We start from the raw sequence: 25,184 nt of genomic DNA on the forward strand, positions 1-25,184 counted from the left end.
CGGTCAGCCTAGCCCGGAAATCACATCTTTGTCACGAAACAGTCATGGCGCGTCCGTATGAAGTTGTCTAGTATCATAGACAACTTGGATTCGGCAAGTTCTGTAGAAAAGTTCGGTGGACAGGGTGACGCAGCAAAACAATCAGCAAGCCCAGCGCAAGGCCGCGATGGCCGTGCTGGCGCACGCGGAGGCGGGCGAGATCGCCGCTCGCCTCCGCGATCTCGCTCTGCCGGCTCATCAGGATCTGCGTGCGCCGGAGAGCGGCCTCGTGATGCTGCGCAGCCGGGTCGGCGGCGACGGTGCGCCGTTCAACCTCGGCGAAGCCACGGTGTCGCGCGCGGCGGTGAGACTCGCCAGCGGCGAGGTCGGCTTCGGCTACACGCTCGGGCGCGATGGCGAGAAGGCCCGGCTGATCGCACTGTGCGACGCGCTGGTGCAGTCGCGTGATTTCGGGGCGGCCCTCGAGCGCGATGTAATCGCACCGTTGCGCGAGCAGCTTATGGTCAGGCGGAAGCGGGCGGCGGAAGAGACCGCCGCGACGAAGGTTGATTTCTACACCATGGTGCGCGGTGAGGGGTGAGATCATGACCACGATTGCGGAACTGCCGCCGGGTTTCGCCGACAAGGTCTTGTCGGCGCAATCGACCTTTCGCTCGGTCATGGACGCGATGGCGCGGCCGGGCTCGGTCCAGCGCATCGTGCCGATGGCGGGGGCGCCCGGCATGATGATGCGCGGCACTGCGGCGATCGCGCTGACGCTGTTTGATCACGACACGCCGCTCTGGCTCGACGCGCGGATGGCGGAAAGCTTGGATGTGACGAAGTGGCTCAAGTTCCACACCGGCGCGCCGGTGGTGCAGGATTCCTCGATCGCAAGCTTCGCGCTGATTCGGGACGGCGCCTTGCTTCCGCCGCTGGACCACTTTGCGCTCGGCACGAGCGAGTATCCGGACCGCTCGACCACGGTGATCATTCAGGTCGACAGCCTCAACTCGGGGCGCAGCTTCGAACTGCGCGGCCCCGGCATCGATGGCGTCGCGACGCTGCAGGCGTCGATCAAGCCTTTCGACCTGTTCGAGCGGCTGCGTTTCAACGAGGCGCTGTTTCCGCGCGGCATCGACGTGGTGCTGGTCGCCGATGATGCCGTGGTTGCGATCCCGCGCACCACGCGCGTCGTGAGCAAGGGAAGCTAGAAGCATGTATGTCGCAGTCAAAGGCGGCGAACGCGCCATCGAGAACGCCCATCGCCTGCTCGCACATAAGCGGCGCGGCGATCAAGGCATTACGGAAATCTCCCTCGACCAGATCTCGGAGCAGCTTGGGCTGGCCGTCGATCGCGTCATGAGCGAAGGCTCGCTCTATGACCGCGAGCTCGCGGCGCTCGCGATCAAGCAGGCGCGCGGCGACCTGATCGAGGCGATCTTCCTGGTCCGCGCCTTCCGCGCCACCCTGCCGCGTTTCGGCACCAGCGAGCCGGTCGACACCGGCGCGATGCGGGTGCAGCGGCGGGTGTCCGCGACGTTCAAGGACATTCCCGGCGGCCAGATCCTCGGGCCGACCTTCGACTACACCCATCGCCTGCTCGATCCCTCGCTCGCTGAAGGCTTTGTGCCGGAGGCACCGGCGACGACCGAAGCTTCGACGGCGCCCACACCGCGCGTCACCGACATTCTGGGCCGCGACGGGCTGATCGAATCCTCGCCTGAGGCCGAAGAGGGCGCCAGCGTCGGCGATCTCACCCGCGAGCCGCTGAATTTTCCGGCCGACCGCGACCTGCGCCTGCAAAACCTCGCGCGCGGCGATGAAGGCTTTCTGCTCGCGATGGGCTACTCCACCCAGCGCGGCTATGGCCGCAACCATCCCTTCGTCGGCGAGATCCGTTTCGGCGAGGTCGAGGTCGAATTCGCAGCCGAGGACGTCGGCTTCGCCGTGCCGCTCGGCGCGATCGAGCTCACCGAGTGCCAGATGGTGAACCAGTTCAAGGGCTCTGCGACGGAAGCGCCGTGCTTCACCCGCGGCTATGGCCTCGCCTTCGGCCAGAGCGAGCGCAAGACCATGTCGATGGCGCTGGTCGATCGCGCGCTGCGCGCCCGCGAGCTCGGCGAGGAGGCGCTCGCCCCGGCGCAAGACGAGGAATTCGTGATGTCGCATTCGGACAACGTCCAGGCGACCGGCTTCGTCGAGCACCTGAAGCTGCCGCACTATGTCGACTTCCAGTCCGAGCTCGGCCTGCTGCGCAAGCTGCGCAAGGAGTTTGCCGAGGCCAACACGCCCGACGCCATGAAGGAGGCCGCGGAATGAACGCGCCCGCCTACAACTTTGCCTATCTCGACGAACAGACCAAGCGGATGATCCGCCGCGCGATCCTGAAAGCGATCGCGATCCCCGGCTATCAGGTCCCGTTCGCCAGCCGTGAAATGCCGATGCCCTATGGCTGGGGCACCGGCGGCGTGCAGGTCACCGCCGCGATCCTCGGGCCCCAGGACGTGCTGAAGGTGATCGACCAGGGTTCTGACGACACCACCAATGCGATCTCGATCCGCAAGTTCTTCGCCAAGACCGCCGGCGTTGCCACGACGACGGCGACGGACGAGGCAACGGTGATCCAGACCCGCCATCGCATCCCGGAGACATCGCTGCACGCGAACCAGGTGCTGGTCTACCAGGTGCCGATCCCGGAGCCCCTGCGTTTCCTCGAGCCGCGCGAGACCGAGACGCGGCGCATGCATGCGCTCGCCGAATACGGCCTGATGCATGTGAAGCTCTATGAGGACATCGCCCGCTTCGGCCACATCGCCACCGCCTACGCCTATCCGGTGAAGGTCAACGCGCGCTACGTGATGGACCCGTCGCCGACGCCGAAATTCGACAATCCCAAGATGGACAATTGCCCGGCGCTGCAATTGTTCGGCGCCGGCCGTGAGAAGCGCATCTACGCGATCCCGCCTTACACCCAGGTGGTCTCGCTCGATTTCGAGGATCATCCGTTCGAGCCCTACCGCTTCAACGCGCCTTGCGCGCTCTGTGCGGCGGAGAATTCCTACCTCGACGAGATCGTGACCGACGACAAGGGCGGCCGCATGTTCGTCTGCTCGGACACCGATTATTGCGAAGGCCGTCAGGCCGCCGGCCATCACGGCAGCCTCAGTGCCGCGCCGTACAAGGAGAAGGCGCAGGAGGCCTCGAATGGCTGATCAGAATCTGGTCGAGAACGACGAGCCGCTGCTGGTCGCAAAATCTCTCAGCAAGTCGTTCGGGCGCATCGCCGCCTGCCGCGACGCGTCGTTCTCGCTCTATCCGGGCGAAGTGCTGGCGATCGTCGGCGAATCCGGCTCGGGCAAGTCGACGCTGCTGCAGATGCTGTCGGGCCAGCTCGCAGCCAGCTCAGGCCACGTCTCCTACCGGATGCGCGACGGCATCACCCGCGATCTCGCGACACTGGGCGAAGCCGAGCGTCGCTTCCTGTTCCGCACCGATTGGGGTTTTGTGCACCAGGATCCCGCGCAGGGGCTGCGCATGGCGGTGTCGGCCGGCGCCAATGTCGGCGAGCGGCTGATGGCGGTGGGCTGGAATCACTACGGCCGCATCCGCGACACCGCGTCCGACTGGCTCACCCGCGTCGAGATCGACACAGCGCGCATCGACGATACGCCGCGCACCTATTCCGGCGGCATGCGCCAGCGTCTTCAGATCGCCCGCAACCTCGTCACCGAGCCGCGGCTGGTGTTCATGGACGAGCCGACCGGTGGCCTCGACGTCTCCGTGCAGGCGCGCCTGCTCGACCTCTTGCGCAGCCTCGTCGCCGAGCTGCACCTCGCCGTCGTCATCGTCACCCACGATCTCGCGGTCGCACGCCTGCTGTCGCACCGCGTGATGGTGATGAAGGGCGGCCGCGTCATCGAGACCGGTCTCACCGACCAGGTGCTCGATGATCCCCGCGAGCCCTATACGCAACTCCTCGTCTCCTCGATTCTGCCACCATGAGTTTTCCAATGACCGCCATGATCGATATCGCCGATGCGCAAAAGACGTTCACGATGCACCTGCAGGGCGGCATCGAATTGCCGGTCGTCAGCGGCGTGACCTTCCACGTCAATCCCGGCGAATGCGTCGTGCTGTCGGGGCCGTCGGGCGCAGGCAAATCGTCGATCCTGAAGATGATTTTTGGCAATTACCGCTGCGACAGCGGCCGCATCGGCATCCGCCATCGTGGTACGCTGATCGATCTCGCCACCGCCGAGCCGCGGCAGGTTCTCAATATCCGCCGCGCCACCATCGGCTATGTCAGCCAGTTCCTGCGGGCCGTGCCGCGGGTTGCGACCATCGACGTCGTCGCCGAGCCGCTGATCGTGAACGGCATGAGCCGCGCCGATGCGCAGGCCCGCGCCGGCGAGCTGCTGCATCGTCTCAACATCCCCGAAAGACTCTGGCAGCTCCCGCCTGCGACCTTTTCCGGTGGCGAACAGCAGCGCGTCAACATCGCGCGCGGCTTCATCTCGGATCTGCCGATCCTGCTGCTTGATGAGCCGACCGCCTCGCTCGATGCCGCCAACCGGGCCGTCGTGGTCGAGCTGGTCGCGGAGAAAAAGCGCCAGGGCGTTGCCATGGTCGCCATTGTCCATGACGACGAAATCCGTCATCTGATTGCCGACCGTATCGTTGACGTCACCAGCTTTGCCGCCGCGGCCTGAAGGACATGGAAATGAAGCCGAAGGACACAGTGATCGCCAACGCCAGGATCGTGCTGGCTGACCGGGTGATCGAGCAGGGCTGGCTCGCCCTTGCCGACGGACGCATTGCCGAGATCGGCGATGGGACTGCGCCTGCGGGCGCCGAGGATGCCGGCGGCGATTTGATTATGCCCGGCCTGATCGAGCTCCACACCGATCATCTCGAAGCGCACTACGTTCCCCGGCCAAAGGTGTTCTGGAATCCGGTCGCGGCCGTCATCTCCTATGACGGCCAGCTCGCCACATCAGGCATCACCACCGTGTTCGACTCGCTCCGGGTCTGGCGCGAGGACGGCGCCGAGGAGGTCGATGGCCGCGCCGGCGTGCTCGCCGCCGCGATCACCACCGCGCGCGAGGCCAGCCTGCTGCGTGCCGACCACTTCCTGCATCTGCGCTGCGAAATCCCGATGCCGAGCGTGGTCGAGGAGGCCAGGGAGCTGATCGACCGTCCCGACGTCAAGCTGATGTCGTTGATGGACCACACGCCGGGCCAGCGCCAGTTCCGCGACGAAGGCAAGCTCCGCGATTACTACCGTGGCAAGAACGGCGGCAAGACCGATGCCGAGCTCGACGAGCTGTTCGCAAAGCGCTTCGAGTATCAGCAGAAATATGCCGCGGCCAACATGCGCGAGATCGTGGCGCTGGCGCATCAGTACAAGATTCCGCTCGCCAGCCACGACGACACCACCGAGGAGAACGTCGCGGATGCCGTGCGCGATCGGGTGTCGGTGGCGGAATTCCCGACCACGCTGGAGGCAGCGCGCGGCCTGCACCAGGCCGGCATTGACATCCTCATGGGCGCGCCGAACGTCGTGCGCGGCGGCTCGCATTCCGGCAACATCGCCGCGGTCGATCTCGCCCGCGAAGGCCTGCTCGACATCCTGTCGTCGGACTACATTCCGTCGAGCCTCCTGATGGCCGCGCTGCAACTGCCGGAGCATGTGCCGGCGATCAGCCTTCCGGCGGCGGTTCGCACCGTGACCAAGGCGCCCGCAGAGGCCGTCGGCCTCATCGATCGCGGCGAGGTCGCGACCGGCAAGCGCGCCGACCTGATCCGCGTGCATGTTGCCGGCAGCGTTCCGGTGGTCCGCAGCGTCTGGCGCGAGGGAAGCCGGGTCGCATGAGCGAGATGGCGACCACGGCGCAGGGCGAGGCGGGGGCGATTGGCCCCGGCCGGCTCGTGCTCGTGGTCGGCCCCAGCGGCGCCGGCAAGGATACTCTGCTGCGGCTGGCGCAGGCGGCCTGCAGCGACGATCTCGATATCGTCTTCCCGCGCCGTGTCGTGACGCGTGCGTCATCGGCCGATGAAGACAATATCGCGGTGAGCCCCGACGAATTCCGCCGGGCGCGCGAGCATGGCGATTTCGCCGTACACTGGGAGGCGCATGGGCATTCCTATGCGCTGCCGCTCGAGATCAACGACGACATCCGCGCTGGCCGCGCCGTCGTCGCCAATGTCTCGCGCACCGTGATCGCCGCGCTGCGCCAAGCCTACACCAACGTCGTGGTGGTCGCGATCACCGCGCCGCCGGATGTGCTGGCACAGCGGCTCGCGGCTCGCGCCCGGCACAGCGATGGTAACATCGCCGAGCGGCTGTCGCGCAGCGTCGATAGCGCGTCGGCCAACGCCGACGTCACCATCCTCAACGCCGGCAGCGCCGAGTATCACAGCCGCCAGCTCGTTCGCGTGATCAGGAATGAAGGCTGGCACGAATAGCTGGCGCAACATGGAGAGAGTGGAATGACGGTGATCGAAACGGTCGAGCAGCTTGAAGCCATCTACGGCGCCGTTGGGGACGCCTCGACCGTGAAAGTCGCCGACCATGTCACGCCGCTCTACCGCATCTTCATCGAGAAGGCGCCGTTCGCCGCGCTCGCCACCATCGGGCCCGAGGGCATCGACTGCTCGCCGCGCGGCGATCTGCCCGGCTTCGTCCGCATCCATGATCCCAAGACGCTGATGCTGCCGGACCGGCGCGGCAACAACCGGGTCGATTCGCTGCGCAACATCGTGCGTGACCCCCGGGTGTCGCTGATGTTCCTGATCCCCGGCTCCGGTAACGCCGTCCGCGCCAATGGGCGCGCGCATCTGTCCATCGATCCAGAGCTGCTGGCTTCGTTCAAGGTCGAGGGCAAGGCGCCGCGCAGCGTGATGGTGATGAAGGTGGAAGAAATCTACTTCCAATGCGCCCGCGCCATCGTCCGCTCCGATCTCTGGAATCCCGACAAGCGCGTCGATCCGAAGACGCTGCCGACGCCGGGGCAGATCCTCGCCGAGATGAGCCAGAACAAGGTCGGCGGCGCGGAGTACGACCGCATCTGGCCGGAACGGGCTGCGGCCACGATGTGGTGATCTTTCTTACCCTCTCCCCGTGTGAGAGAGGGTATCTCTCCCCGAGTCCAGAATCGTAGGGTGGGCAAAGGCGCACTTGCGCCGTGCCCACCACCTATCCAACACCACGATAGAAATGGTGGGCACGCTTCCGCTTTGCCCACCCTACGGCTCCGCCGTTCGCGTGTTGAACTCATCGCGAGATGAATCCGTCTGCCGGTGCTTGCGGCGGGAGAAGCGCGCCAGCGCGCGCGCCGCAAATATGGATAGCCATTTCATTGACCGATCGCGCCGTTCGCTCGATATTCGGAGCGTAGAGACTGCTCCCCGAGCCGAAGCCGCACCATGAGAACCGATCGCCAGCGCAATCAGAACGACATGCAAGCATGCATGACGCGGCGCTGTTTCTCGGCGGCCACGGGCGCCTGTTGTTGTTGCTGACCGCCTCTTAGCAACACCTCACAGCACAATCTCAAGACAGGAACGCCGACACTTCGGCGAACGAGCAGTCATGTCCCAGACCCAGTCCAACGCCTACATCATCGAGATCCACGACCGCGCCGCCGGCATCATCACGAGAGATGAGCGCGGCTTCCGCTTCTTCTCCTCCGAGCGCCTGTTCGACAGCCTCGAAGGCCGCCAGTTCCGTTCGGCCCGCGAGGCCGAGCGCGCCGCCCGCGCCGTGTTCTCCGAGCGGAGCCGTCGCGCAAGCTCGCAACTCTTCGCCAACTGATCCCACCGAAAGGACCGCGTTATGATCACCCGACGACACATTCTCGCAACGGCCCTGTTGCTTGCGACGGCTCTTGCGCCCCCCGCGCGCGCCGAGGACAAGCCGGCGGAAATCCGCATCGGCACGCAGAAGGGCGGTTTCTTCCCGGCGGTGCGCCAGCGTCAGACGCTCGAAAATGCCTTCAAGCCGCTCGGCATCGAGATCAAGTGGGTCGATTTCCAGTTCGGTCCGCCGCTGCTGGAGGCGATCAATGTCGGTAGCGTCGATTTCGGCTATGTCGGCGACTCCCCGCCGATCTTCGCGCAGGCCGGCGGCGCCAAGATCCGCTACGTCGCTGCGGTGAAGTCGGAAGGCAACACGCAGGCGATCATCGTGCCGAAGGACTCAGCCATCAAGACGCTCGCCGATCTCAAGGGCAAGCGCGTCGCCTTCGGCAAGGGATCGAGCGCGCATAATCTCCTCGTCGCGGCGCTCGAAAAGGCTGGCCTGTCCTGGTCCGACATCACGCCGGCGCCGCTCGCGCCCGCGGATGCGACGGCCGCCTTCGTCAAGGGCTCGGTCGACGCCTGGTCGATCTGGGACCCGTATCTCGCGCTCGCCGAATTGAAGGAGAGCGCGCGCGTCATCGCCTTCGACAAGGACGTGCACAAGCCGAACGCGTTCTACATCGCCAACACCGACTTCGTGGATAAGTATCCGTCGCTCGTCGCGAAGCTCAACACGACCTTCGCGTCCGAAGGCATCTGGGCCAACCAGCACCACGAGGACGTCGCCAAGGCGCAGGCAGACGCGACCGGCGTCGACATCGAGGCCGTCAGGCGTTTCGTGGATCGCTCCAACTTCCGCGTCGTGCCGCTGGATGCCGAAATTGTCGCAAGCCAGCAGGCGGTCGCCGACCGTTTTGCAAAGCTTGGCCTGATCCCGAAGCCGGTCAACGTCTCCGACATCGTCTGGAAATGGACGCCAGGCTCCTGAGCGGCGCCTAGCCCTTCAGTGCCGCCAGCAACTCGTCCGGGCGTTCGGCCATGATCATGTGGCCGGCGCCCGGCACCACGACGGTCTTGGCGTGTGGGATCGCGGCTGCAAGCGCCTTGCCCGCCTTCGCCGGCGTCATCATGTCTCGCTCGCCGAGAATGAGCGTCGTCGGCACCTTGACGCTTGCCGCGGCGGCAAGCGCATTCGCGTAGGCATTGCAGGCTGACAAATCCCTAAACAGCACGCCCGGCTCGCATGCCTTCAGCACCGCCTGCGCGCCGCCATGCATCCACAGGCCCGGCGCGAGGCTGCCGCCGAGTTCCGCGTTGAAGCCGAGACCCCAGATCGACACCATGTCGTTGGCATCCTGCGAGTTGGCTTCGGCGGCCTTGAGCAGATCGGGGCCGACCGTCATGGTCGCGGCAGTGCCGATCAGGCTCAGCGCCGACACCTTGTCGGGATGACGCGCCGCCGTCTCCAGCGAGATCAGCGATCCCATGGAGTGGCCGATCAGATGCGCCTCCGCGGCGCCGGCGGCATCGAGCAGCGCCGCCGTCCAGTCGGCCATGTCAGCGATGGTCGAGAGCGAGGGTCCCGCCGAGCGGCCGTGGCCGGGCAGGTCGGGCGCCAGCACGCCAAAACCGTGATGGGCGAACCAGCGCGTGTGCAGCGCCCAGGTCGAATGATCGAAGCCGGCGCCATGGATGAAGACCACGGTAGGCAGGGACTTGTCGAAATCGCGGCCGCCGGTTGCGGCAAATACCTCGGCGCCGTTGACGGAAAGCTTCATGGTGTCAGGCCTTTTGCGAGATGCGCAGCGCTTGGTTGAGGTCGTCGATGATGTCGGAGGCGGTCTCGATGCCGACCGAGAGCCGCACCAGCTCCTCGCCGACGCCGGCGGCCTTGAGCTGCTCGGCGTCCATCTGCTGATGCGTGGTCGAGGCGGGGTGGATCACCAGCGTCTTGGCATCGCCGACATTGGCGAGATGGCTGATCATGCGCAGTGATTCGATGAACTTGCGGCCCGCGGGCCGGCCGCCCTTGATACCGAAGGACACGATCGAGCCAGCGCCGCGCGGCAGCAACTGCTTTGCAAGCTGGTAGTCCGTGTGGTCCTCGAGCGAGGGATGCAGCACCCAGTCGACGGCCTTGTTGGACTTCAGCGCCTCCAGCACCAGATGCGTGTTCTGCATGTGGCGGTCCATGCGCACGCCCAGCGTCTCCACGCCTTGCAGGAGCTGGAACGCGTTGGTTGGCGACAGACAGGCGCCGAAATCGCGCAGGCCCTCGGTGCGCGCGCGCATGATGAAAGCGGCGGTGCCGAACTGCTCGTCGAAGACGATACCGTGATAGCCGCCATAGGGCTCGGTCAGCACGCCGAACTTGCCCGATGCGCGCCAGTCGAACCGGCCGCCATCGACGATGGCGCCGCCGATCGCGATGCCGTGGCCGCCGATCCATTTGGTCGCCGAATGCATGACGATGTCAGCGCCAAGCTCGATCGGGCGGCTGAGGTAGGGCGTGGCAAAGGTGTTGTCGATCAGCAGGGGAATCTTTGCCTCATGCGCGATCGCAGCGACCTTGGGGATGTCGAGCACCTCAAGGCCGGGGTTGCCGATGGTCTCGCCGATCACGAGCCTCGTGTTCGGCTTGATCGCCGCGCGGAACGCATCGAGATCGCGCGGCTTCACGAACGTCGTGGTGATGCCGAAGCGCGGCAGCGTATGGGCCAGCAGATTGATGGTGCCGCCATAGAGCGAGCTCGACGCCACGATGTGGTCGCCGGCGCTCAGCAGCGTGGCGATGGCCAGGTGCATCGCCGCCTGGCCGCTCGCCGTGCAGATCGCGCCGACACCGCCTTCCAGCGCCGCAAGCCGCTCCTCCAGCACGCCGGTGGTCGGATTGGAGATGCGCGTATAGATGTGGCCGGCGCGCTCCAGGTTGAACAGCGCGGCGGCGTGATCGGAATCCTGGAACACGTAGGACGTGGTCTGGTAAATCGGCACCGCACGGGCACCGGTCGTGGGATCCGGATGCTGGCCCGCATGCAGGCTCAGGGTCTCGAAGGCAGGCGGCTTTGGCGCGGGCATGCGTGGCCTCGTTGGTCGGTCGGTAAGGGTGGCCCTTGTGCCATAAAACGGAGGACCAAGTCAGCCATTGACAGCGCCGCAACGGCAGTGCGCTCCCTCGCCCCGCTCTTGTCCGCCGAAGCCTTGGCGAAGGCGGATGCGGGGCCGCGACGAGCTTCGCTCGCGCTGAGAGGGTTGGGGTGAGGGGGAGTCTCCCCGGGGACGGTGATAGACGGACTCGCGGAGAGTCCCCCTCACCCGGATTGCATCTGACGATGCAATCCGGCCTCTCCCCGCAGGCGGGGAGAGGCGAAGGAACGCCATCTGCGTGCCGGCTGTGCTTACCCCCCGATCGCCTGCTCGATGATCCGCGCCTCTCGCAACAAAATCTCCGCCACCTCCTGCTCGCGCCTTGGCCCCAGCCTCGTGCGAACGGCGGAGACGGTCATCGCCGCGGCGGGCTGCCCGTCCGGGGTCTTGATCCAGGTCGAGATCGATTTCGTGCCCTGCACCAGGCCGATCTCCCTCATGCCGTATCCCAGCCGTCGCGCGGCGGTGACTTCGCCGAGCACCGTCGCGACATCGGTCCGGTAGGCCTCGAACCGCTTCTCGTTGGCCGCGACGATTTTTCGCGCCTCCTGCGCCGGCATCGCAGCGAGGATGGCGACGCCTGCGCTGGAGACGCCGAGCGGCCGGCGCGCGCCGACTTCGATCGACAGCACCTGGATCGGATAGACGCCGATCCTGCGGTCGACGCACAGCGTGTCGTTGCCGGTGCGCACCGTCAGGAACAGCGTATCGCCGATCGCGGCGGAGGCACGTTGCAGCGAGGGATTGGCGGCGATCAGCAGCCGCGATGGCCGGGGACGCGCCAGCGCGAGCTCCGGCACCTGGTTGCCGATCGCGTAGCGGCCGGTGCGCTCGTGCCGCTCGACGATGCCTTCCTCGATCAGCACATGGACGATGCGATGCACGGTCGGACGGGTGAGGCCGGTGGTCCGCACCACCTCGGCCAATGGCACACCGTCCTCGCGGCCTGCGGCAAGAATACGCAGCACCGCGAGCGCGCGCCGGATCGCCTGCGCGCCCTGCCGCGGTTCCATGGCGTTGCGGGTCAATCTGGTTCTGTCCATAATATGGACAAGAACGCCACAATTCACTCGACAGGTAAAGTGCGCATCTGGAGATTGCGCCGCGATCGGGATGCCGTGCGCGACGTCAGCGGCACTCGATACTGGAATTGGAAGCGCTGCTGGGAGGTTAACATGAGATTAATCTGGATTGCCATCGCTGCTGCGGCCGCGATGCTGGCAGGGCCCGCATCGGGCCAGCAATGGCCCGCCCGCAGCGTCAAGCTGATCGTGCCTTATCCTGCCGGCGGCAATGTCGACAGCGCCGCGCGCATCATCGCCGACAAGCTCCAGGAAAAGCTCGGCCAGCCCTTCATCATCGAGAACAAGGCCGGCGCCGGCGGCATGATCGCGGGCGAGGCCTTCGCGAAGTCGGCGCCCGACGGCTACACGCTGTTCGTCGGCGCCAACGGCCCGGTGCTGTTCGCGACCGAGATCAACAAGCGCGAGGCCTATAACTGGAAGAAGGATTTCCTTCCCATCTCGACCATCTCGATGACGCCGCTGGTGCTCGAGGTGCATCCGTCGGTGCAGGCCAACAACTTCAAGGAATTCATCGACCTCGCCAAGCGCGAGCCCGGCAAGCTGACCATGGCCTCGCCCGGCCCCGGCACCACCAACCATCTGCTCAGCGAGCTGATGCAGTCGAACCTCGAGCTGCAATGGGTGACCGCGCACTATCGCGGCAATGCGCCGGCGGTCAACGATCTGCTCGGCGGCCAGGTGCAGTTCGCATTCGACCAGCTCACGGTCAGCCTCCAGCACATCAAGGCCGGCCTGTTCCGCGCGCTGGCCGTCACCAGCCCGCATCGCCTGAAGTCGCTGCCTGATGTGCCGACCTTCGCCGAGCTCGGCTACAAGGATTTTGACGGCCAGACCTTTACGGGCCTGTTCGCGCCTACGGGCACGCCCGGGCCGGTCGTGGACAAGCTGCATGAAACGCTGGTCGCGATCCTCAAAGACCCCGGCGTGGTCGACAAGTTCGAAAAACTCGGTGGCGAAGCAACGGCGATGACGCCGGACGAGTTCAGGGCTTATCTGGAGCGCGAGGACGCCAAGTGGATTCCGGTCGTGCGCAAGGCCAACATCAGGGCTGAATGATCGATGCGGATCGACCCCACCGAGCTCGGCGCCGAGCACATCTACCGCCTGATGACCGGCATCGTGGTGCCGCGTCCGATCGCGTGGGTCACGAGCCTGTCAAGCAAGGGCGTGCTCAACCTCGCGCCGTTCAGCGCCTTCACCTTCGTCTCGCAGAAGCCGCCGATGCTCGCCATCAGCGTCGGCCGCAAGGGCGCCGACTACAAGGACACCGCGCACAACATCCTCGACACCGAGGAGTATGTGATCCATATCGCCGATACGCCTCTGATGAAGGCGGTGCACGACAGCTCGGTCGAGCATCCGCCTGAAGTCAGTGAGGTCGAGCATCTCGGGCTGGAAACGCTGCCCTGCGAGCGCATCAAGGTGCCGCGGCTCAGCGCTGCGCCGGTCGCGATGGAGTGCCGCTTCCGCCAGTGCCTCGAGTTCGGCGATGCGAAGAGTCGGCTCATCGTCGGCGAGGTCGTGATGTTCCATCTACGCGATGGCCTCGTGAACGACGGCAAGGTCGAGACCAAGGCGCTCGACCCGATCGCGCGCATCGGCGGGCCGCGCTACGCCCGCCTCGGCGAGATCGTGACGCTGAACACCGTTTTCCAGACGCCCAAATCGAAAGACTGAGTGCGCGGGCCGGCCGTCGCGCCCAGCCGCCTCAAGATCATCGGAGGAAATGACAATGCGACTCCTGAGCTATCTCCTGGACGGCGAGGCGCGCTACGGCGCGGCCGTTGCTGGCGGCGTGGTCGACCTGACCAAACGGATCGGACGCGACTATTCGGATGTGAAGGCGCTGATCGCCGCCAATGCGCTCGCCGATGCGCAGGAAGCAATTGCCGGACAAGAGCCGGACTATGCGCTGGACAAGCTCGTCCTGCTGCCGCCGGTGCTGGCGCCGGAAAAGCTCTGGTGCATCGGCGTCAACTACGCCGAGCGCAATGCGGAATATAAGGACAATTCGGACCTGCCAAAATATCCCAGCCTGTTCGTGCGCAGCATGTCCTCGATGACCGGCTCCGGCCAGCCGCTGGAGAAGCCCAAGGTTTCGGACCAGCTCGACTATGAGGGCGAGCTCGTCATCGTGATCGGGCAGGGCGGCCGTCACATCCCGCGCGAACAGGCGTGGTCGCACATCTTCGGCATGACCTTGTGCAACGAAGGCACAATCCGCGACTGGCTGCGCCACGGCAAGTTCAACGTCACGCAGGGCAAGAATTTCGACCGCTCCGGCAGCATCGGCCCGTGGATCGTCACGGCGGACGAGCTCGATCCGCGCGGACCGCATGACATCATCACGCGCGTCAACGGCGAGGTACGGCAGCAGGACACCACCGAGCGGCTGATGTTCCCGTTCGATTTCATCATCTCTTATCTCTCGACCTTCGCCACGCTGAAGCCCGGCGACATGATCGTCACGGGCACGCCCACAGGCGCGGGCGCGCGCTTCGATCCGCCGCGCTGGCTGAAAGTCGGCGACGTCGTCGAGGTCGAGTCGAGCCGCATCGGCGTGCTGCGCAACACCGTCGCCGCGGAGCAATAGACCATGCTGGATACCGCCACGATCGAACGCCTTGCCGCGCGCCTCGATGAAGCCGAGCGCACCAAGGCGCTGATCCCGATGTTCACGAAGGAGTATCCGGACTTCAGCATCGAGGATGCCTATGCCATCCAGCGCAGCTGGACGAAACTCCAGCTCGGCCGCGGTCGCGTCATCAAGGGCCACAAGATCGGCCTCACCTCGAAAGCGATGCAGAACGCGGTCGGCATCAATGAGCCCGATTACGGCGTGCTGTTCGCCGACATGTTCTATGCCGACGCCGCGCCGATCCCGTTCGATCGTTTCCACGCGCCGCGCATCGAGGTCGAGCTCGCCTTCGTGCTGAAGGCACCGCTGCGCGGGCCCGATTGCACCATCTTCGACGTGCTCAACGCCACCGACTACGTCACGCCCGCGCTGGAGATCCTTGAGACGCGCATGCATCGCGTCGATCCTGAGACAGGCAAGACGCGAAAAGTCATGGACACGATCTCGGACAACGCCGCCAACGCCGCGCTGGTGCTCGGCGGCCGGCCGATCCGCCCGATGGATGCCGATCTGCGCTGGATCGGCGCGCTGCTGTTCCGCAACGGCGAGGTCGAGGAGACCGGCCTTGCCGCCGGCGTGCTCAATCATCCCGCCAACGGCATCGCCTGGCTCGCCAACCGCCTCGCGCCGCATGACGAATATCTCGCCGCCGGCGAGGTGGTGCTGGCGGGATCGTTCACGCGTCCGGTCGACATCCGCCGCGGCGACACCTTCCACGCGGACTATGGCGCCTTCGGCTCGGTGTCGTGCCAGTTCGTCTGAAGCAACAACAAGCAGGGAGCGCACCATGTCACGGCGCAAGAGCATCCATATCGGCGGCTTCAAGCACGTCAATCCGATCCCGAACGCCTGCCGCATCGGTAATCTCGTGATGTCGGGCGTCATCCTCGGCCGCGATCCCGCGACCAATGCGATGCCCGAGAGCCTCGACGCCCAATGCGCCAACATGTTCGCGCATATGAAGGCGACGGTGGAGGCCGCCGGCGGCACCACCGACGACATCATCAAGATGACGGTCTGGCTGAAGGACCGCTCGCAGCGCGGCCCGGTGAATGTCGAGTGGCTGAAAATGTTTCCGGACGAGCATTCGCGCCCGGCCCGCCACGCGCTGCCGATGGACAACATGGATGGCGGCGCGCTGGTGCAGTGCGACTTCACCGCCGTGATCGACTGAAGGAGCGTTTGCATGCCGACCTATCTGCCGTTCGACCCGAATCCGCGCCGTCCGGTCAAGGCGCCGCCGCCCAAGACCGTCGACAGCCAGTTCCACGTGCTGGGTCCCATCGACAAATATCCGGAGCGCCCTGGAGCTGCCTATCGGATGCCGACCGCGACCTGGGAAGCGGCGCTGCGCGTGCACAAGACGCTCGGCATCGAGCGCGGCATCATCGTGCAGACAACCACTTATGGCGCCGATCATGCCGTCGTGCTCGACGGCCTCGCCGCGATGGGCCCGAACTATCGCGGCTGTGCCAATGCGCTGGTATTCGCGGAGGCGAGCGACTCCTATCTTTCCAAGCTGCATGATGCCGGCGTGCGTGGCGCACGCTTCAGCTTCCGCCAGGAGCTTGGCGCCGTGCTCTCGGATGCCGATTTCGCCCGTGCCATCGCCCGCATCCGCGAGCTCGGCTGGTACGTCAAGATCCAGCCGGAGAAGGACGGCATCATGTCGAGTGTCGCCAAGTACGAGAACCTCGACGTGCCCGTGCTGATCGACCACATGGCGCGGCCCGTGCCCTCGAATGGCAGGGATGATCCCAACCTGCGCAAGATGCTGGAGCTGCTCAAGAAGGGCAATTTCTGGGTCATGCTCTCGCTCGGCGAGAAGACCTCGCAGACCGGCGCTCCCTACGACGACGTGATCCCGATCGCGCGCGCCTATATCGAGGCGGCCCCCGACCGCTGCGTCTGGGCCAGCGACTGGCCGCATCCGGTGTCGGTCAAGCAGCCGCCGAACGATGCCGATCTGCTCGAGCTGATGTACCGCTACGCGCCCGACCAGGCCGAGCTGGAGAAGATCCTGGTGCACAATCCCGCAAAACTGTTCGGCTTTCCGGACTAAGCCATAGCGCGACGGATCAGGGCGAGATGATCCGGTCGCGCATGGCGATCATCACGGCCTGCGTGCGGGTGGTCGCGCCGAGCTTCTTGCAGCAGCTCTTGACGTGCGCCTTCACGGTGCGCGCCGAGATCGTCAAGGCATCGGCGATCTCCTCGGTGGATCGCCCGATTGCCGCCAGTGTCAGCACCTCGCGCTCGCGCAGAGACAGCGCGAGTGTTCGTGCCTCGGGCTGGCCGCGCAGTGTCAGCGCCCGGTCGAAGGCATAAAGCGCCATGAGATGCAGGGCCGGCAAATCACGCTCCGGCAGATCGATTTCGCGGCCGCCGAAGAACATCTGACCGATGCGGTTGGCGGGTGAAGCGATCGGGACCATCACGCCGTCGCGCAGCCCGAAGTCGCGGGCGCGGCGTACCAGTTCGACCGCGCGCGGCTCCCGGGTCGGATCGAACGGCGCTTCCCTGAGCCATCGGAACGGGCGCAGCGTCGTCTTGCAGTAGCGCAGCGCCGGATCGTCCCAGACGAACTGCTCGGCGGAATACATGTCCAGAAAGCCGGGCGGCAGCCGATGGGCGAGAACGGCCTCGCGCGGGGCCTCGGTCGAGAGCGGGGCGACATAGGCGCAACAGAACTGATCGGGGCCGTACTGGCCGAGCATGCGTCCCATTGCATCCAGGACACTCGCGGTGTCGGAAAGCTGCTGGACCGTCTCGATGAACTCGAATGCGCGGCTGCGGATCACATCCATCGTTGATCTTCCGATCAGGCCTTGAGGGATCGGCGCTACGCTACCTTTCCATATCCCGATTTTAGGACAGCATTGCGGGGCCCGCAATCTCACGCATGGTTTCAGCCGAGGCGGCGCGCCGGTGCCTGGTTCAGCGATTGGGCGACGCCAGCCGGTCGCGCACCTCGGCCGCGATCTCGAACGAGTGCAGCCGCGCGGCGTGATCGTAGATCTGCCCCGTGGTCATCAATTCGTCCGCGCCGGTCTCGGCGATCAGTGCCTTCAGCTTCTCTTCGACGACGGCGGGCGAGCCGACCGCGGAGCAGGACAGCGACTGGCCGACGCCGGCCTTCTCCGCCGGCGACCACAGCGCGTCCATGTCGTCGACCGGCGGCGGCAGCGGGCCCGGCGTGCCGCGGCGTAAGTTGATGAACTGCTGCTGCAATGAGGAGAACATGCGCTGCGCCTCCGCATCGCTGTCGGCTGCGAACACGTTGACGCCGACCATCGCATAGGGCTTGTCGAGCTGCACTGAGGGCTCGAAGCGCGCGCGGTATTCGCGCAGCGCCGGCATCATCATCTGCGGCGCGAAATGCGAGGCGAACGCGAAGGGCAGGCCGAGCATGGCCGCAAGCTGCGCACCAAACGTGCTCGATCCCAGGATCCAGAGCGGCACCTTCGTGCCCATGCCGGGCACGGCGCGGATCGCCTGGTTCGGCTGCACGTTGCCGAGCAGCGCCTGCAATTCCAGCACGTCATGCGGAAAATTCTCGGACGTGGTGGCGAGATCGCGCCGCAGCGCCCGCGCCGTGAACTGGTCCGTGCCAGGTGCCCGCCCGAGCCCGAGATCGATCCGCCCGGGATAGAGTGACTCCAGCGTGCCGAACTGCTCGGCGATGACCAGTGGCGAGTGGTTCGGCAGCATGACCCCGCCGGACCCGACACGGATCGTCTTGGTGCCTCCTGCGACATGTCCGATCACCACCGACGTCGCCGCGCTCGCGATGCCCGTCATGTTGTGATGCTCGGCCAGCCAGAAGCGTTTGAAGCCCCATTTCTCCGCATGCTGGGCAAGATCGAGCGAGTTGCGGAACGCCTGTGCGGCATCGCCGCCCTGGCGGATGGGAGCGAGGTCGAGCACGGAGAAGGGAATCATGCGTGGGGGTCCGGGTGGAGCGCGGGCTCCATATGTAATACCGTCCAGCCCAAATGTTAGCGTTGCAGTGTCGATTGGACACGGACGCAACGATGCCATTCGGAATTGTCGTGGGTGACCGGCGAACTGCCCAGGTAACGTGTTTGACCCTGCGGACTTCCAGCGCAGGTTTGACTTACGTCAACATTCAAAACTTGGCTTCATTTTCACTTCCGGCATTGGTTGCTTTGATTTCCTTTCTGGAGAGGTATGATGGCTGATCCGACCAAGCTCTCGGTTGAGAAAGCGCTCGAAAAGATACGTCAGCGCGACGAGCCGAAATCAGAGACTTCACGCCTTGATGAAAAAACCGACGCTCTCAATGACGAGATAAAGCGTATGAGAGCACAAAGGCTCCGCCTTGAACGACAACAGGGCAAGCGCGGCTGAATAGCGGTGGGACGGGCAGAGCAGTTGCGAATCGCTTCGCTCTCCCCATGCTACGGACCTGTCTGAGCGGCCCGCGCCTCCGTTCACAACACTGTTATTGCGACCTGTGGCGCCCAAGGTCTCAACTGGGCGTTTTGCGCCTGTTGTTGTACGCTTGTCGGCGGCATTGCACGGACGCCGGGAGGAATTGACATGACCATTGTCGTACTCAACCGCCGCAATCTCCTGGTCGCCGGCGGCTCCGTCCTCGCAACCGGAATGTTGGCGGCCGGCGTACCCGGGCTGCTGCTGCCCGCCCGTGCGGACGGCCTCGCGCCGACCGAGTCGATGTCGGGCGGAGCGAACAATTACCGCAAGGGCGCGGCGATCGTGGACCGGATCGGCAAGGGCGGCTTCTGGATGAGCGGCACCGTGCGCCGTGCCGGCGACGGGGCTCCGCTGGCCGGGCAGCGCATCCAGATCTGGGCGCACACGGTCGAAGGCCAGGAGCACGAGCCGCAGAGTCACGGCGCCACGCTCACCGACAAGGACGGCAAGTTCCGGCTCGAGATGCCGCAGATCATTCCGATCTTCGGCCAGCCGCATGGTCACCTCGCCTATGACAGCGGGGAGTTCAAGACCGTCTTCCTGCGCCCGGTGATGCGCAGCGCAAAGGAGACCAGCCTCGAGGCGCACTTCGTCCTGCAGCCGGCCTGACCGGGCGAGCGAATGACGCGGTGGAAATCGGCCCGGGTGATCCTGATCTGGGCCGCTCTTGCTCTAGCCATTGGCGTGCCGATCGCCGCTGCCGCGGCAAGCGAGCAGCTCGCATGGCGCGGTCCGGTCTACATCTTCGCGGGATTCGCCGGCATCGTCGCGCTCGCTCTCGTGCTCGTTCAGCCCCTGCTGATCGGCGGCTACTTGCCGGGATTATCGGCCTATCGCGGGCGGCGCGCCCATCACTGGATCGGCGGCGCGCTTGCTCTGGCGATCGTGATCCATGTCGCCGGCCTCTGGATCACCAGCCCGCCTGACATGATCGACGCCCTGACCTTCTCATCGCCGACGCCGTTCTCCCCCTTCGGCGTCATTGCCATGTGGGCCATCTTCATCGTCGCGCTTCTGGCAGCATTGCGCCGGCGCTTGGGATTGCGACCGCGAACCTGGCGCTTCGTTCATGTGCCGCTCGCGATCGTCATCGTCGCAGGCAGCGTGGTTCATTGCCTGCTGATCGAAGGGACGATGGAGACGATCTCGAAGGCGGCGCTGTGCGCGCTCGTCCTCGCGGCAACTGTGAAAGTCATGATTGACCTGCAGGTGTGGCGAAAGCGACGGACGTTGCGCGGCGAGAGCATTGCGCGGCAGTGAGCCGCGCGGACCGGGTCACATCCGAGACTTTCCCGATGCCGTCCTTGTGTGCAGAATGGCGCGCGAAGGATCGTCATCGGGCCGGGAGGATCTCGAAATGGCAGAGCAGACAATTCACTTCGACGACGGTGCCGCCTACGAGCAGATGATGGGAATCTGGAGCCGGTCCGCCGGCGAGATATTCCTTGATTGGCTGGCACCTCCTGCGGGCTTGCGGTGGATCGACATCGGTTGCGGCAACGGGGCCTTCACTGAACTCCTGGTCGAGCGATGCAGCCCCGTCGAGGTCCAGGGCATCGATCCCTCCGCAGAGCAACTCGCTTTTGCACGCACGCGACCTGCGGCGCGCGTGGCAAAGTTTCGTCAGGGTGATGCCATGGCACTCCCTTTCGCCGATAGCAGCTTCGATGCGGCTGTGATGGCGTTGGTTCTCGTGTTCGTTCCGGATCCCGCCAAGGGCGTCAGCGAAATGGTGCGGGTCGTCGTCCCCGGCGGTGCGGTCGTGACCTACATGTGGGACATGTTGGGTGGCGGCTTTCCGCTCGATCCGATCTACGACGAGATGAAGGTAATGGGAGTTACAGCGACCCGCCCGCCGCGGTTGGACGCCTCTCGCATGGACGCGTTGCGCGACCTGTGGCGAGGAGCAGGTCTCGAGGACGTGCAAATGCGAGAGATTACGGTGCAACGGACGTTTTCAGGTTTCGACGACTTCTGGGCCATCAATCTGAAGTCGCCTGCGATCCGGCCTGCCGTTGCAGCGATGAAACCCGCAGACGTCGAGACGCTCATCGCGCGGGTCCGCGCGCGCCTGCCGGCAGATGCGGACGGTCGCATCACCTACAATGCGCGCGCACACGCGATCAGGGGACACCGGCCCAAATAGCTTTCAGCGCTGAGGATGGGGGAGCACTTGCGAGACCCATCATCTTCGCCACCGCACGAGTCTGATGGGTTTCGCTTCGCTCGACCCATCCTGCGCGCTAAGGTATTCCCGTTGATCTTTTTCGAAGGCAATTCATCCCATGGCTTTCTGGACTGCGGGCGCGTTCGCATTGGTGATCGCCTATCTCCTGGGTTCGATCCCCGCGGGCTATCTGGCGGGGAAACTCCTTCGAGGCATTGATATTCGTCAGCATGGCTCCAGATCCACCGGCGCGACGAATGTCTTGCGGACTCTTGGAAAATGGCCCGCGCTGCTGGTGCTGGTCGCCGACGTGCTGAAAGGCGTGGCGGCCATCATCGTTGCCCGCGCGTTCTGTCCCTGGCTCTATGCCGCGCTGTCCCCGATCCCGCCCACAGCGTCTGACCTGCAAGTCTGGGTGCCATGGGTTGTTTGCCTGGCCGGAATTGCCGTGCTGCTCGGGCATAGCCGCTCGATCTGGTTGCGCTTCACAGGCGGCAAATCCGCGGCGACCGGGCTCGGCGTGTTACTGGCGATGTCGTGGCCGGTGGGACTGGGAGCTGCCGCGGTCTTCGGCATCGTGCTGGCGATTGCGAGGATCGTTTCTCTCAGCTCGATGCTCGCGGCGTTGACCGCAATCGTTCTGGTCTGCGCCTTTGCGCAGCCGCTGCCCTATCGGTTGCTCGTGATCGCAGGCGGCATCTATGTGATCGTTCGCCATCGCGCCAACATTCAGCGGCTGCTGACGCGAACGGAACCACGCCTCGGTCGAAATGGCCCGGACACGAAGGCAGAAGCGCAAGCCTAGCGCATCCGGGATGGGGTGAGACGACTGGCGGAACCGATGTCCATCACCTCGAGCCGCTCCGCCTTTTGGGTTCCATGAGGTCCAAAAAGAAGCCGGGCTTGTGGCGCAAGGGCCACAGCGAAAACCGCCAAACTCCGCTACGCTCACAACGATTGCCCGACCTTTGATATTGAGCTGGAGAGCGGTTATGAAGCGCATCCTCAGTGGTATCGTGTGTTTGGTGTCATTGATCGCGACTGGCGCGCATGCGGCTCCGCCCGCCGTCTACAACTGGAACGGCTTCTACGCCGGCCTCAATGTCGGTTACAGCTGGGGCAACTCCTCCACGACCCAATCGTTTTATGACTCGGCAAGCGGTGCATTGCTGAGCTCGGCCGCCAGCGGTTTCGATATGACCGGTGCGATTGGTGGCGGCCAGGCCGGCTACAATTGGCAGCGGATGAACTGGGTGTTCGGCATCGAAACTGATGTTCAGGGTTCGGCGCAAAAGGGCACCACTGCTGCGGTTTGCGCCGGCGGAACGCTCGCTGCGGCTCCGTTCAACGGCGCCTGCACTCCAGGTCATATCGGCGACACGGCGCCGTTCAATACGCCGGGCATGCCGGTCAATTTCAATCTCAACCAGAAGCTGGAATGGTTCGGCACCGTACGGGGCCGCATCGGCACGACTTTCATGCCCGCGATTCTGGGCTATGTGACCGGCGGCCTCGCCTATGGCGAGGTCAGCACGACCGGCGGCGTCAGCGGCACCAACATCACGGGGCCGCAGGGCACGAACACCGTCATTCTGACCTCGGCCGCGACATCTTTCGGCGACCGCAGCACGCGGGTGGGATGGACGATCGGCGCCGGCGTTGAAGGGCTCATCGGCGCGAATTGGTCCGCCAGGGCCGAATATCTCTATGTCGATCTCGGCACCGTTTCGGGGACGGCGATCACGCCGGTGACCTCGCCCAGCGGCGCACCGGTGACTGTCCGGTATTCGTCCCACGTCACCGACAACATTCTCCGCGTCGGCTTCAATTATCGGTTCGGCGGCCCGTGACTGCAGTCTGCGGCATGAGCGCGTAGAATAGGCGAAATTCAGCGCCTCGGCGGCTTCGCTTCGCTCTGCCCGTCCGACGCGCTGTGCGCTTTTGCAGGCCGCTTTCTTCAAACAGGTTGGGCGTCGTCGGCGCCGATATGTGCTTTGCTTGCCGCAAGTAGCGGTGAGGCGTATCCTTGCGCGATGACTGTCACGGCCCCCGATCTGAAAGCGTTCCTGTTGGCGACGCCGTTCTTCGGCGGTCTTCCGGATCCAAGCCTCGACCTCCTGATCTCGATGCTGGTCGAGTGCCGCTTCGATGCCGGAGCAACCGTCGTGGCCGAAGGCGAGCCCGGACGCTCGATGTTCATCGTCAAGTCCGGCCGGCTGGCGGTGAGCAAACGCACGAATTCGGGGAGCATCGTGCCGATTTCCCGTCTGGAGCCTGGTGATTTCTTCGGCGAGATGACGCTGATCGAAATGCAAAATCGCTCGGCCACGGTGGTCACGGAAAGTCCGACCGTGCTGTACGAGCTGACGGCCCGAAAGCTCTACGCCTGCTACAAGACCGATATCCACGCCTATGTGATCGTCCTGCAGAACATCAATCGCGAGCTTTGCCGGCGGCTGCGCCGCTCCGACGATCGGTTTGCCGGGCAACGGGCGGGTGATGGCAGTTGATCACGCGTCGTGCGTGGGACGGGTAGAGCACTTGCGAAACCTATCATGTTTCGTCACCGAGCGACATGCCGATGGGTTTCGCTTCGCTCTACCCATCCTACGGGCTTCACTCCGCCCTTCCTGCGAAAGTCACGACTTATCGTGCGCGTACTTCTCCAGGAGCAGCCGATGATATTCGTCTCTTACGGCTCTCCTCGAAACATGCCCTTTTCGGTCTTTGGCAATCTTCAGAAGATCAGGATCAGTCGGTGCCCGTGATTTCCGCCTGAATCTCGCAAAGAGTGGTGGGGTCGTAGGCGCCGACGTCCTTCCAAACAGCCCGTCAAACCATCCCATTGTGTCCTCCCGGACAGACCGCGAGATATGAGTCTATCACCATGAATTTGGAGGGCCAACGGACAGTGCGACGCAGTTCGGATGTCGCGGGGTTCGACCACGGTTCTGGCTCGTCGATGGGCCGCAACTCCTTGCTTCGCCGGTTCGCGCAATACTTCCTAGGTTGCGGTGCAGGAAGAGGCATCGGAGACACGTTGATGCGTGCCCGCATAGGATGGGTAGAGCACTTGCGAAACCCATCATGCTTCACATTGGCGCAGGCCTTCGACGGGTTTCGCTTCGCTCTGCCCGTCCTGCGGGCTGATCCAAGGCAGACAACCGACCGAGCCGACAATGGCTTACGTTGATGCTTTCGCATCCGGTCGCCTCGCAACGAGACCGTTGCCGACGCACTGGAGCACCGTATCGCCTTTTTGGTTGCGCAAGCGGAACTGGCCGCGAACGACTCCACTATCGGGTCTCGACTTCGACTCGCGCTTTTCCAACGTGGTCGCTTCGAGATAGAGTTCGTCGCCGGGACGCACTGCGTTGGGTAGCCGCAGCTCATCATAGCCCAACCCGGCAACGGCACGGACCGGCGGCTGTAATTCGTTAGTGAGCGAGATGAAGATCGCGAACGTGTGGGCAGCAGAAGCCGACAGTCCGCCAAAAACGGAACGAGCAGCGGCGGCCTCATCGATATGGAAGGGCCTCGGGTCATACCGCTTGGCGAACTGAATGATTTCTTCCTTGGAGACAGAATATGGCCCAGCCTTCTGGCTGTCACCGATCTCGATGTCTTCAAAATATCCGCGGGTCATTAGTCAATCCTCTACGCACGGGCTGACGAAAGGACGGCATAAGCTGACTTTGGGAACTATAGCCCCAGCGCCGGTCAAAATCACCACGTCCCCCTCTGGCCTTAAGCCGTCACAATATTTGGACGGGCCGACGAAGTGATGGATAGCGCGTAGGATGGGTAGAGCACTTGCGAAACCCATCATGTCTCGTCACCGATCAAGGCTCTGATGGGTTTCGCTTCGCTCTACCCATCCTACGCGTTGGCCTTTGGCGCACTCTTA

At 64.7% G+C, this 25,184-nt stretch carries 30 protein-coding genes; 24 read left to right on the forward strand and 6 right to left on the reverse strand.

What is annotated here, in order from left to right; all coding sequences use genetic code 11:
- The first annotated feature begins 166 nt into the window (after positions 1-166).
- The 11 genes from phnG (at position 167) to JQ635_RS28395 (ending at position 8,770) form a co-directional block, all read left to right on the forward strand.
- Entirely contained in the window at positions 167-580 is a 414-nt protein-coding gene (gene phnG, locus JQ635_RS28345) for a phosphonate C-P lyase system protein PhnG (protein ID WP_246583834.1), read from the forward strand.
- A 4-nt stretch (positions 581-584) separates the two neighbouring features.
- Positions 585-1,193 (forward strand): phosphonate C-P lyase system protein PhnH, encoded by a 609-nt coding sequence (phnH, locus tag JQ635_RS28350; protein ID WP_211413059.1) that lies wholly within the window; start codon positions 585-587, stop codon positions 1,191-1,193.
- 4 nt (positions 1,194-1,197) lie between these two features.
- Entirely contained in the window at positions 1,198-2,301 is a 1,104-nt protein-coding gene (locus tag JQ635_RS28355) for a carbon-phosphorus lyase complex subunit PhnI (RefSeq protein WP_211413060.1), read from the forward strand.
- Positions 2,298-3,194, forward strand: coding sequence for an alpha-D-ribose 1-methylphosphonate 5-phosphate C-P-lyase PhnJ (locus JQ635_RS28360; protein WP_211413061.1), 897 nt, complete (start codon positions 2,298-2,300; stop codon positions 3,192-3,194). Before JQ635_RS28355 ends, JQ635_RS28360 begins: the two co-directional genes overlap by 4 nt.
- On the forward strand, positions 3,187-3,984 hold the full coding sequence (gene phnK / locus JQ635_RS28365; protein WP_211413062.1) for a phosphonate C-P lyase system protein PhnK: 798 nt from the start codon (positions 3,187-3,189) through the stop codon (positions 3,982-3,984). Before JQ635_RS28360 ends, phnK begins: the two co-directional genes overlap by 8 nt.
- An 8-nt stretch (positions 3,985-3,992) precedes the next feature.
- Positions 3,993-4,691: a phosphonate C-P lyase system protein PhnL gene (gene phnL, locus JQ635_RS28370; protein ID WP_211413063.1), complete on the forward strand. Its 699-nt coding sequence runs from the start codon at positions 3,993-3,995 to the stop codon at positions 4,689-4,691.
- Positions 4,692-4,696: 5 nt separating this feature from the next.
- On the forward strand, positions 4,697-5,854 hold the full coding sequence (locus JQ635_RS28375) for an alpha-D-ribose 1-methylphosphonate 5-triphosphate diphosphatase (protein WP_211413064.1): 1,158 nt from the start codon (positions 4,697-4,699) through the stop codon (positions 5,852-5,854).
- Positions 5,851-6,447, forward strand: coding sequence for a phosphonate metabolism protein/1,5-bisphosphokinase (PRPP-forming) PhnN (phnN, locus tag JQ635_RS28380; protein WP_211413065.1), 597 nt, complete (start codon positions 5,851-5,853; stop codon positions 6,445-6,447). The genes JQ635_RS28375 and phnN overlap by 4 nt, the downstream gene beginning before the upstream one ends.
- Before the next feature lie 24 nt (positions 6,448-6,471).
- Positions 6,472-7,083, forward strand: a complete 612-nt coding sequence (locus tag JQ635_RS28385; protein ID WP_211413066.1) for a pyridoxamine 5'-phosphate oxidase family protein — start codon at positions 6,472-6,474, stop codon at positions 7,081-7,083.
- Positions 7,084-7,573: 490 nt separating this feature from the next.
- Positions 7,574-7,795, forward strand: a complete 222-nt coding sequence (locus tag JQ635_RS28390) for a hypothetical protein (RefSeq protein WP_063693420.1) — start codon at positions 7,574-7,576, stop codon at positions 7,793-7,795.
- A 21-nt stretch (positions 7,796-7,816) separates the two neighbouring features.
- On the forward strand, positions 7,817-8,770 hold the full coding sequence (locus JQ635_RS28395) for an aliphatic sulfonate ABC transporter substrate-binding protein (RefSeq protein ID WP_211413067.1): 954 nt from the start codon (positions 7,817-7,819) through the stop codon (positions 8,768-8,770).
- A 7-nt stretch (positions 8,771-8,777) separates the two neighbouring features.
- Here the strand turns inward: JQ635_RS28395 and JQ635_RS28400 are convergent, their stop codons facing one another.
- The 3 genes from JQ635_RS28400 to JQ635_RS28410 form a co-directional block, all read right to left on the reverse strand.
- Complete coding sequence (locus JQ635_RS28400) at positions 8,778-9,560, reverse strand: alpha/beta fold hydrolase (RefSeq protein WP_211413068.1); 783 nt, start codon at positions 9,558-9,560, stop codon at positions 8,778-8,780.
- A gap of 4 nt (positions 9,561-9,564) precedes the next feature.
- The gene (locus JQ635_RS28405) at positions 9,565-10,860 is read right to left on the reverse strand and encodes an O-acetylhomoserine aminocarboxypropyltransferase (protein WP_211413069.1); all 1,296 of its coding nucleotides are present in this window, start codon (positions 10,858-10,860) and stop codon (positions 9,565-9,567) included.
- Between the two features lie 320 nt (positions 10,861-11,180).
- Entirely contained in the window at positions 11,181-11,972 is a 792-nt protein-coding gene (locus tag JQ635_RS28410; RefSeq protein ID WP_211413070.1) for an IclR family transcriptional regulator, read from the reverse strand.
- Positions 11,973-12,104: 132 nt separating this feature from the next.
- Here JQ635_RS28410 and JQ635_RS28415 point away from each other — a divergent pair, with 132 nt between their 5' ends.
- The 6 genes from JQ635_RS28415 to JQ635_RS28440 are packed head-to-tail and all read left to right on the forward strand — an operon-like array spanning position 12,105 to position 16,714.
- Positions 12,105-13,070 carry a Bug family tripartite tricarboxylate transporter substrate binding protein gene (locus tag JQ635_RS28415; RefSeq protein WP_211413071.1) on the forward strand — a complete coding sequence of 322 codons (966 nt, stop codon included), beginning with the start codon at positions 12,105-12,107 and terminating at the stop codon, positions 13,068-13,070.
- 3 nt (positions 13,071-13,073) lie between these two features.
- Positions 13,074-13,691: a flavin reductase family protein gene (locus tag JQ635_RS28420; protein ID WP_211413072.1), complete on the forward strand. Its 618-nt coding sequence runs from the start codon at positions 13,074-13,076 to the stop codon at positions 13,689-13,691.
- A 55-nt stretch (positions 13,692-13,746) separates the two neighbouring features.
- Complete coding sequence (locus JQ635_RS28425; RefSeq protein WP_211413073.1) at positions 13,747-14,607, forward strand: fumarylacetoacetate hydrolase family protein; 861 nt, start codon at positions 13,747-13,749, stop codon at positions 14,605-14,607.
- Positions 14,608-14,610: 3 nt separating this feature from the next.
- Positions 14,611-15,414 (forward strand): 2-oxo-hept-4-ene-1,7-dioate hydratase, encoded by an 804-nt coding sequence (gene hpaH, locus JQ635_RS28430; RefSeq protein ID WP_211413074.1) that lies wholly within the window; start codon positions 14,611-14,613, stop codon positions 15,412-15,414.
- Positions 15,415-15,439: 25 nt separating this feature from the next.
- Positions 15,440-15,826: a RidA family protein gene (locus JQ635_RS28435; protein WP_211413075.1), complete on the forward strand. Its 387-nt coding sequence runs from the start codon at positions 15,440-15,442 to the stop codon at positions 15,824-15,826.
- 12 nt (positions 15,827-15,838) lie between these two features.
- A complete protein-coding gene (locus tag JQ635_RS28440) occupies positions 15,839-16,714 on the forward strand; it encodes an amidohydrolase family protein (protein ID WP_211413076.1) in 876 nt (291 codons plus the stop codon).
- A gap of 16 nt (positions 16,715-16,730) precedes the next feature.
- Here JQ635_RS28440 and JQ635_RS28445 read toward each other — a convergent pair whose 3' ends face one another.
- Positions 16,731-17,459 carry a helix-turn-helix transcriptional regulator gene (locus JQ635_RS28445; RefSeq protein WP_211413077.1) on the reverse strand — a complete coding sequence of 243 codons (729 nt, stop codon included), beginning with the start codon at positions 17,457-17,459 and terminating at the stop codon, positions 16,731-16,733.
- A 130-nt stretch (positions 17,460-17,589) separates the two neighbouring features.
- Positions 17,590-18,594 carry an LLM class flavin-dependent oxidoreductase gene (locus tag JQ635_RS28450; protein ID WP_211413078.1) on the reverse strand — a complete coding sequence of 335 codons (1,005 nt, stop codon included), beginning with the start codon at positions 18,592-18,594 and terminating at the stop codon, positions 17,590-17,592.
- A gap of 252 nt (positions 18,595-18,846) precedes the next feature.
- On the opposite strand from JQ635_RS28450, the gene JQ635_RS28455 reads away from it, so the two are divergent.
- From JQ635_RS28455 to JQ635_RS28485, 7 genes are all read left to right on the forward strand, one after another.
- Positions 18,847-19,023 (forward strand): hypothetical protein, encoded by a 177-nt coding sequence (locus JQ635_RS28455; protein WP_211413079.1) that lies wholly within the window; start codon positions 18,847-18,849, stop codon positions 19,021-19,023.
- Positions 19,024-19,215: 192 nt separating this feature from the next.
- On the forward strand, positions 19,216-19,719 hold the full coding sequence (locus JQ635_RS28460; RefSeq protein ID WP_211413080.1) for a Twin-arginine translocation pathway signal: 504 nt from the start codon (positions 19,216-19,218) through the stop codon (positions 19,717-19,719).
- Between the two features lie 12 nt (positions 19,720-19,731).
- Positions 19,732-20,370: a ferric reductase-like transmembrane domain-containing protein gene (locus JQ635_RS28465; protein WP_211413081.1), complete on the forward strand. Its 639-nt coding sequence runs from the start codon at positions 19,732-19,734 to the stop codon at positions 20,368-20,370.
- 97 nt (positions 20,371-20,467) lie between these two features.
- Positions 20,468-21,256, forward strand: a complete 789-nt coding sequence (locus JQ635_RS28470; protein WP_211413082.1) for a class I SAM-dependent methyltransferase — start codon at positions 20,468-20,470, stop codon at positions 21,254-21,256.
- A 139-nt stretch (positions 21,257-21,395) separates the two neighbouring features.
- Complete coding sequence (gene plsY, locus JQ635_RS28475) at positions 21,396-22,082, forward strand: glycerol-3-phosphate 1-O-acyltransferase PlsY (protein ID WP_211413083.1); 687 nt, start codon at positions 21,396-21,398, stop codon at positions 22,080-22,082.
- A gap of 187 nt (positions 22,083-22,269) precedes the next feature.
- Entirely contained in the window at positions 22,270-23,127 is an 858-nt protein-coding gene (locus tag JQ635_RS28480) for an outer membrane protein (protein ID WP_211413084.1), read from the forward strand.
- 183 nt (positions 23,128-23,310) lie between these two features.
- Entirely contained in the window at positions 23,311-23,787 is a 477-nt protein-coding gene (locus JQ635_RS28485) for a Crp/Fnr family transcriptional regulator (RefSeq protein ID WP_211413085.1), read from the forward strand.
- A 674-nt stretch (positions 23,788-24,461) separates the two neighbouring features.
- Here JQ635_RS28485 and JQ635_RS28490 read toward each other — a convergent pair.
- On the reverse strand, positions 24,462-24,923 hold the full coding sequence (locus JQ635_RS28490; protein ID WP_211413086.1) for a MaoC/PaaZ C-terminal domain-containing protein: 462 nt from the start codon (positions 24,921-24,923) through the stop codon (positions 24,462-24,464).
- Between the last annotated feature and the right edge of the window lie 261 nt (positions 24,924-25,184).

It is taken from the genome of Bradyrhizobium iriomotense, assembly GCF_018130765.1.
GTDB lineage: Bacteria > Pseudomonadota > Alphaproteobacteria > Rhizobiales > Xanthobacteraceae > Bradyrhizobium > Bradyrhizobium iriomotense_A.

Coding starts and splice junctions, on each gene's coding strand:
- phnG (WP_246583834.1), top strand. CDS start 167: ATGGCCGTGCTGGCGCACGCGGAGGCGGGCGAGATCGCCGCTCGCCTC.
- JQ635_RS28485 (WP_211413085.1), top strand. CDS start 23,311: ATGACTGTCACGGCCCCCGATCTGAAAGCGTTCCTGTTGGCGACGCCG.
- JQ635_RS28460 (WP_211413080.1), top strand. CDS start 19,216: ATGACCATTGTCGTACTCAACCGCCGCAATCTCCTGGTCGCCGGCGGC.
- JQ635_RS28385 (WP_211413066.1), top strand. CDS start 6,472: ATGACGGTGATCGAAACGGTCGAGCAGCTTGAAGCCATCTACGGCGCC.
- phnL (WP_211413063.1), top strand. CDS start 3,993: ATGACCGCCATGATCGATATCGCCGATGCGCAAAAGACGTTCACGATG.
- plsY (WP_211413083.1), top strand. CDS start 21,396: ATGGCTTTCTGGACTGCGGGCGCGTTCGCATTGGTGATCGCCTATCTC.
- JQ635_RS28490 (WP_211413086.1), bottom strand. CDS start 24,923: ATGACCCGCGGATATTTTGAAGACATCGAGATCGGTGACAGCCAGAAG.
- JQ635_RS28355 (WP_211413060.1), top strand. CDS start 1,198: ATGTATGTCGCAGTCAAAGGCGGCGAACGCGCCATCGAGAACGCCCAT.
- phnK (WP_211413062.1), top strand. CDS start 3,187: ATGGCTGATCAGAATCTGGTCGAGAACGACGAGCCGCTGCTGGTCGCA.
- JQ635_RS28450 (WP_211413078.1), bottom strand. CDS start 18,594: ATGATTCCCTTCTCCGTGCTCGACCTCGCTCCCATCCGCCAGGGCGGC.
- JQ635_RS28360 (WP_211413061.1), top strand. CDS start 2,298: ATGAACGCGCCCGCCTACAACTTTGCCTATCTCGACGAACAGACCAAG.
- JQ635_RS28435 (WP_211413075.1), top strand. CDS start 15,440: ATGTCACGGCGCAAGAGCATCCATATCGGCGGCTTCAAGCACGTCAAT.
- JQ635_RS28405 (WP_211413069.1), bottom strand. CDS start 10,860: ATGCCCGCGCCAAAGCCGCCTGCCTTCGAGACCCTGAGCCTGCATGCG.
- JQ635_RS28410 (WP_211413070.1), bottom strand. CDS start 11,972: ATGGACAGAACCAGATTGACCCGCAACGCCATGGAACCGCGGCAGGGC.
- JQ635_RS28415 (WP_211413071.1), top strand. CDS start 12,105: ATGAGATTAATCTGGATTGCCATCGCTGCTGCGGCCGCGATGCTGGCA.
- JQ635_RS28480 (WP_211413084.1), top strand. CDS start 22,270: ATGAAGCGCATCCTCAGTGGTATCGTGTGTTTGGTGTCATTGATCGCG.
- JQ635_RS28420 (WP_211413072.1), top strand. CDS start 13,074: ATGCGGATCGACCCCACCGAGCTCGGCGCCGAGCACATCTACCGCCTG.
- JQ635_RS28445 (WP_211413077.1), bottom strand. CDS start 17,459: ATGGATGTGATCCGCAGCCGCGCATTCGAGTTCATCGAGACGGTCCAG.
- JQ635_RS28470 (WP_211413082.1), top strand. CDS start 20,468: ATGGCAGAGCAGACAATTCACTTCGACGACGGTGCCGCCTACGAGCAG.
- phnH (WP_211413059.1), top strand. CDS start 585: ATGACCACGATTGCGGAACTGCCGCCGGGTTTCGCCGACAAGGTCTTG.
- JQ635_RS28455 (WP_211413079.1), top strand. CDS start 18,847: ATGGCTGATCCGACCAAGCTCTCGGTTGAGAAAGCGCTCGAAAAGATA.
- JQ635_RS28440 (WP_211413076.1), top strand. CDS start 15,839: ATGCCGACCTATCTGCCGTTCGACCCGAATCCGCGCCGTCCGGTCAAG.
- JQ635_RS28375 (WP_211413064.1), top strand. CDS start 4,697: ATGGAAATGAAGCCGAAGGACACAGTGATCGCCAACGCCAGGATCGTG.
- phnN (WP_211413065.1), top strand. CDS start 5,851: ATGAGCGAGATGGCGACCACGGCGCAGGGCGAGGCGGGGGCGATTGGC.
- hpaH (WP_211413074.1), top strand. CDS start 14,611: ATGCTGGATACCGCCACGATCGAACGCCTTGCCGCGCGCCTCGATGAA.
- JQ635_RS28465 (WP_211413081.1), top strand. CDS start 19,732: ATGACGCGGTGGAAATCGGCCCGGGTGATCCTGATCTGGGCCGCTCTT.
- JQ635_RS28425 (WP_211413073.1), top strand. CDS start 13,747: ATGCGACTCCTGAGCTATCTCCTGGACGGCGAGGCGCGCTACGGCGCG.
- JQ635_RS28395 (WP_211413067.1), top strand. CDS start 7,817: ATGATCACCCGACGACACATTCTCGCAACGGCCCTGTTGCTTGCGACG.
- JQ635_RS28390 (WP_063693420.1), top strand. CDS start 7,574: ATGTCCCAGACCCAGTCCAACGCCTACATCATCGAGATCCACGACCGC.
- JQ635_RS28400 (WP_211413068.1), bottom strand. CDS start 9,560: ATGAAGCTTTCCGTCAACGGCGCCGAGGTATTTGCCGCAACCGGCGGC.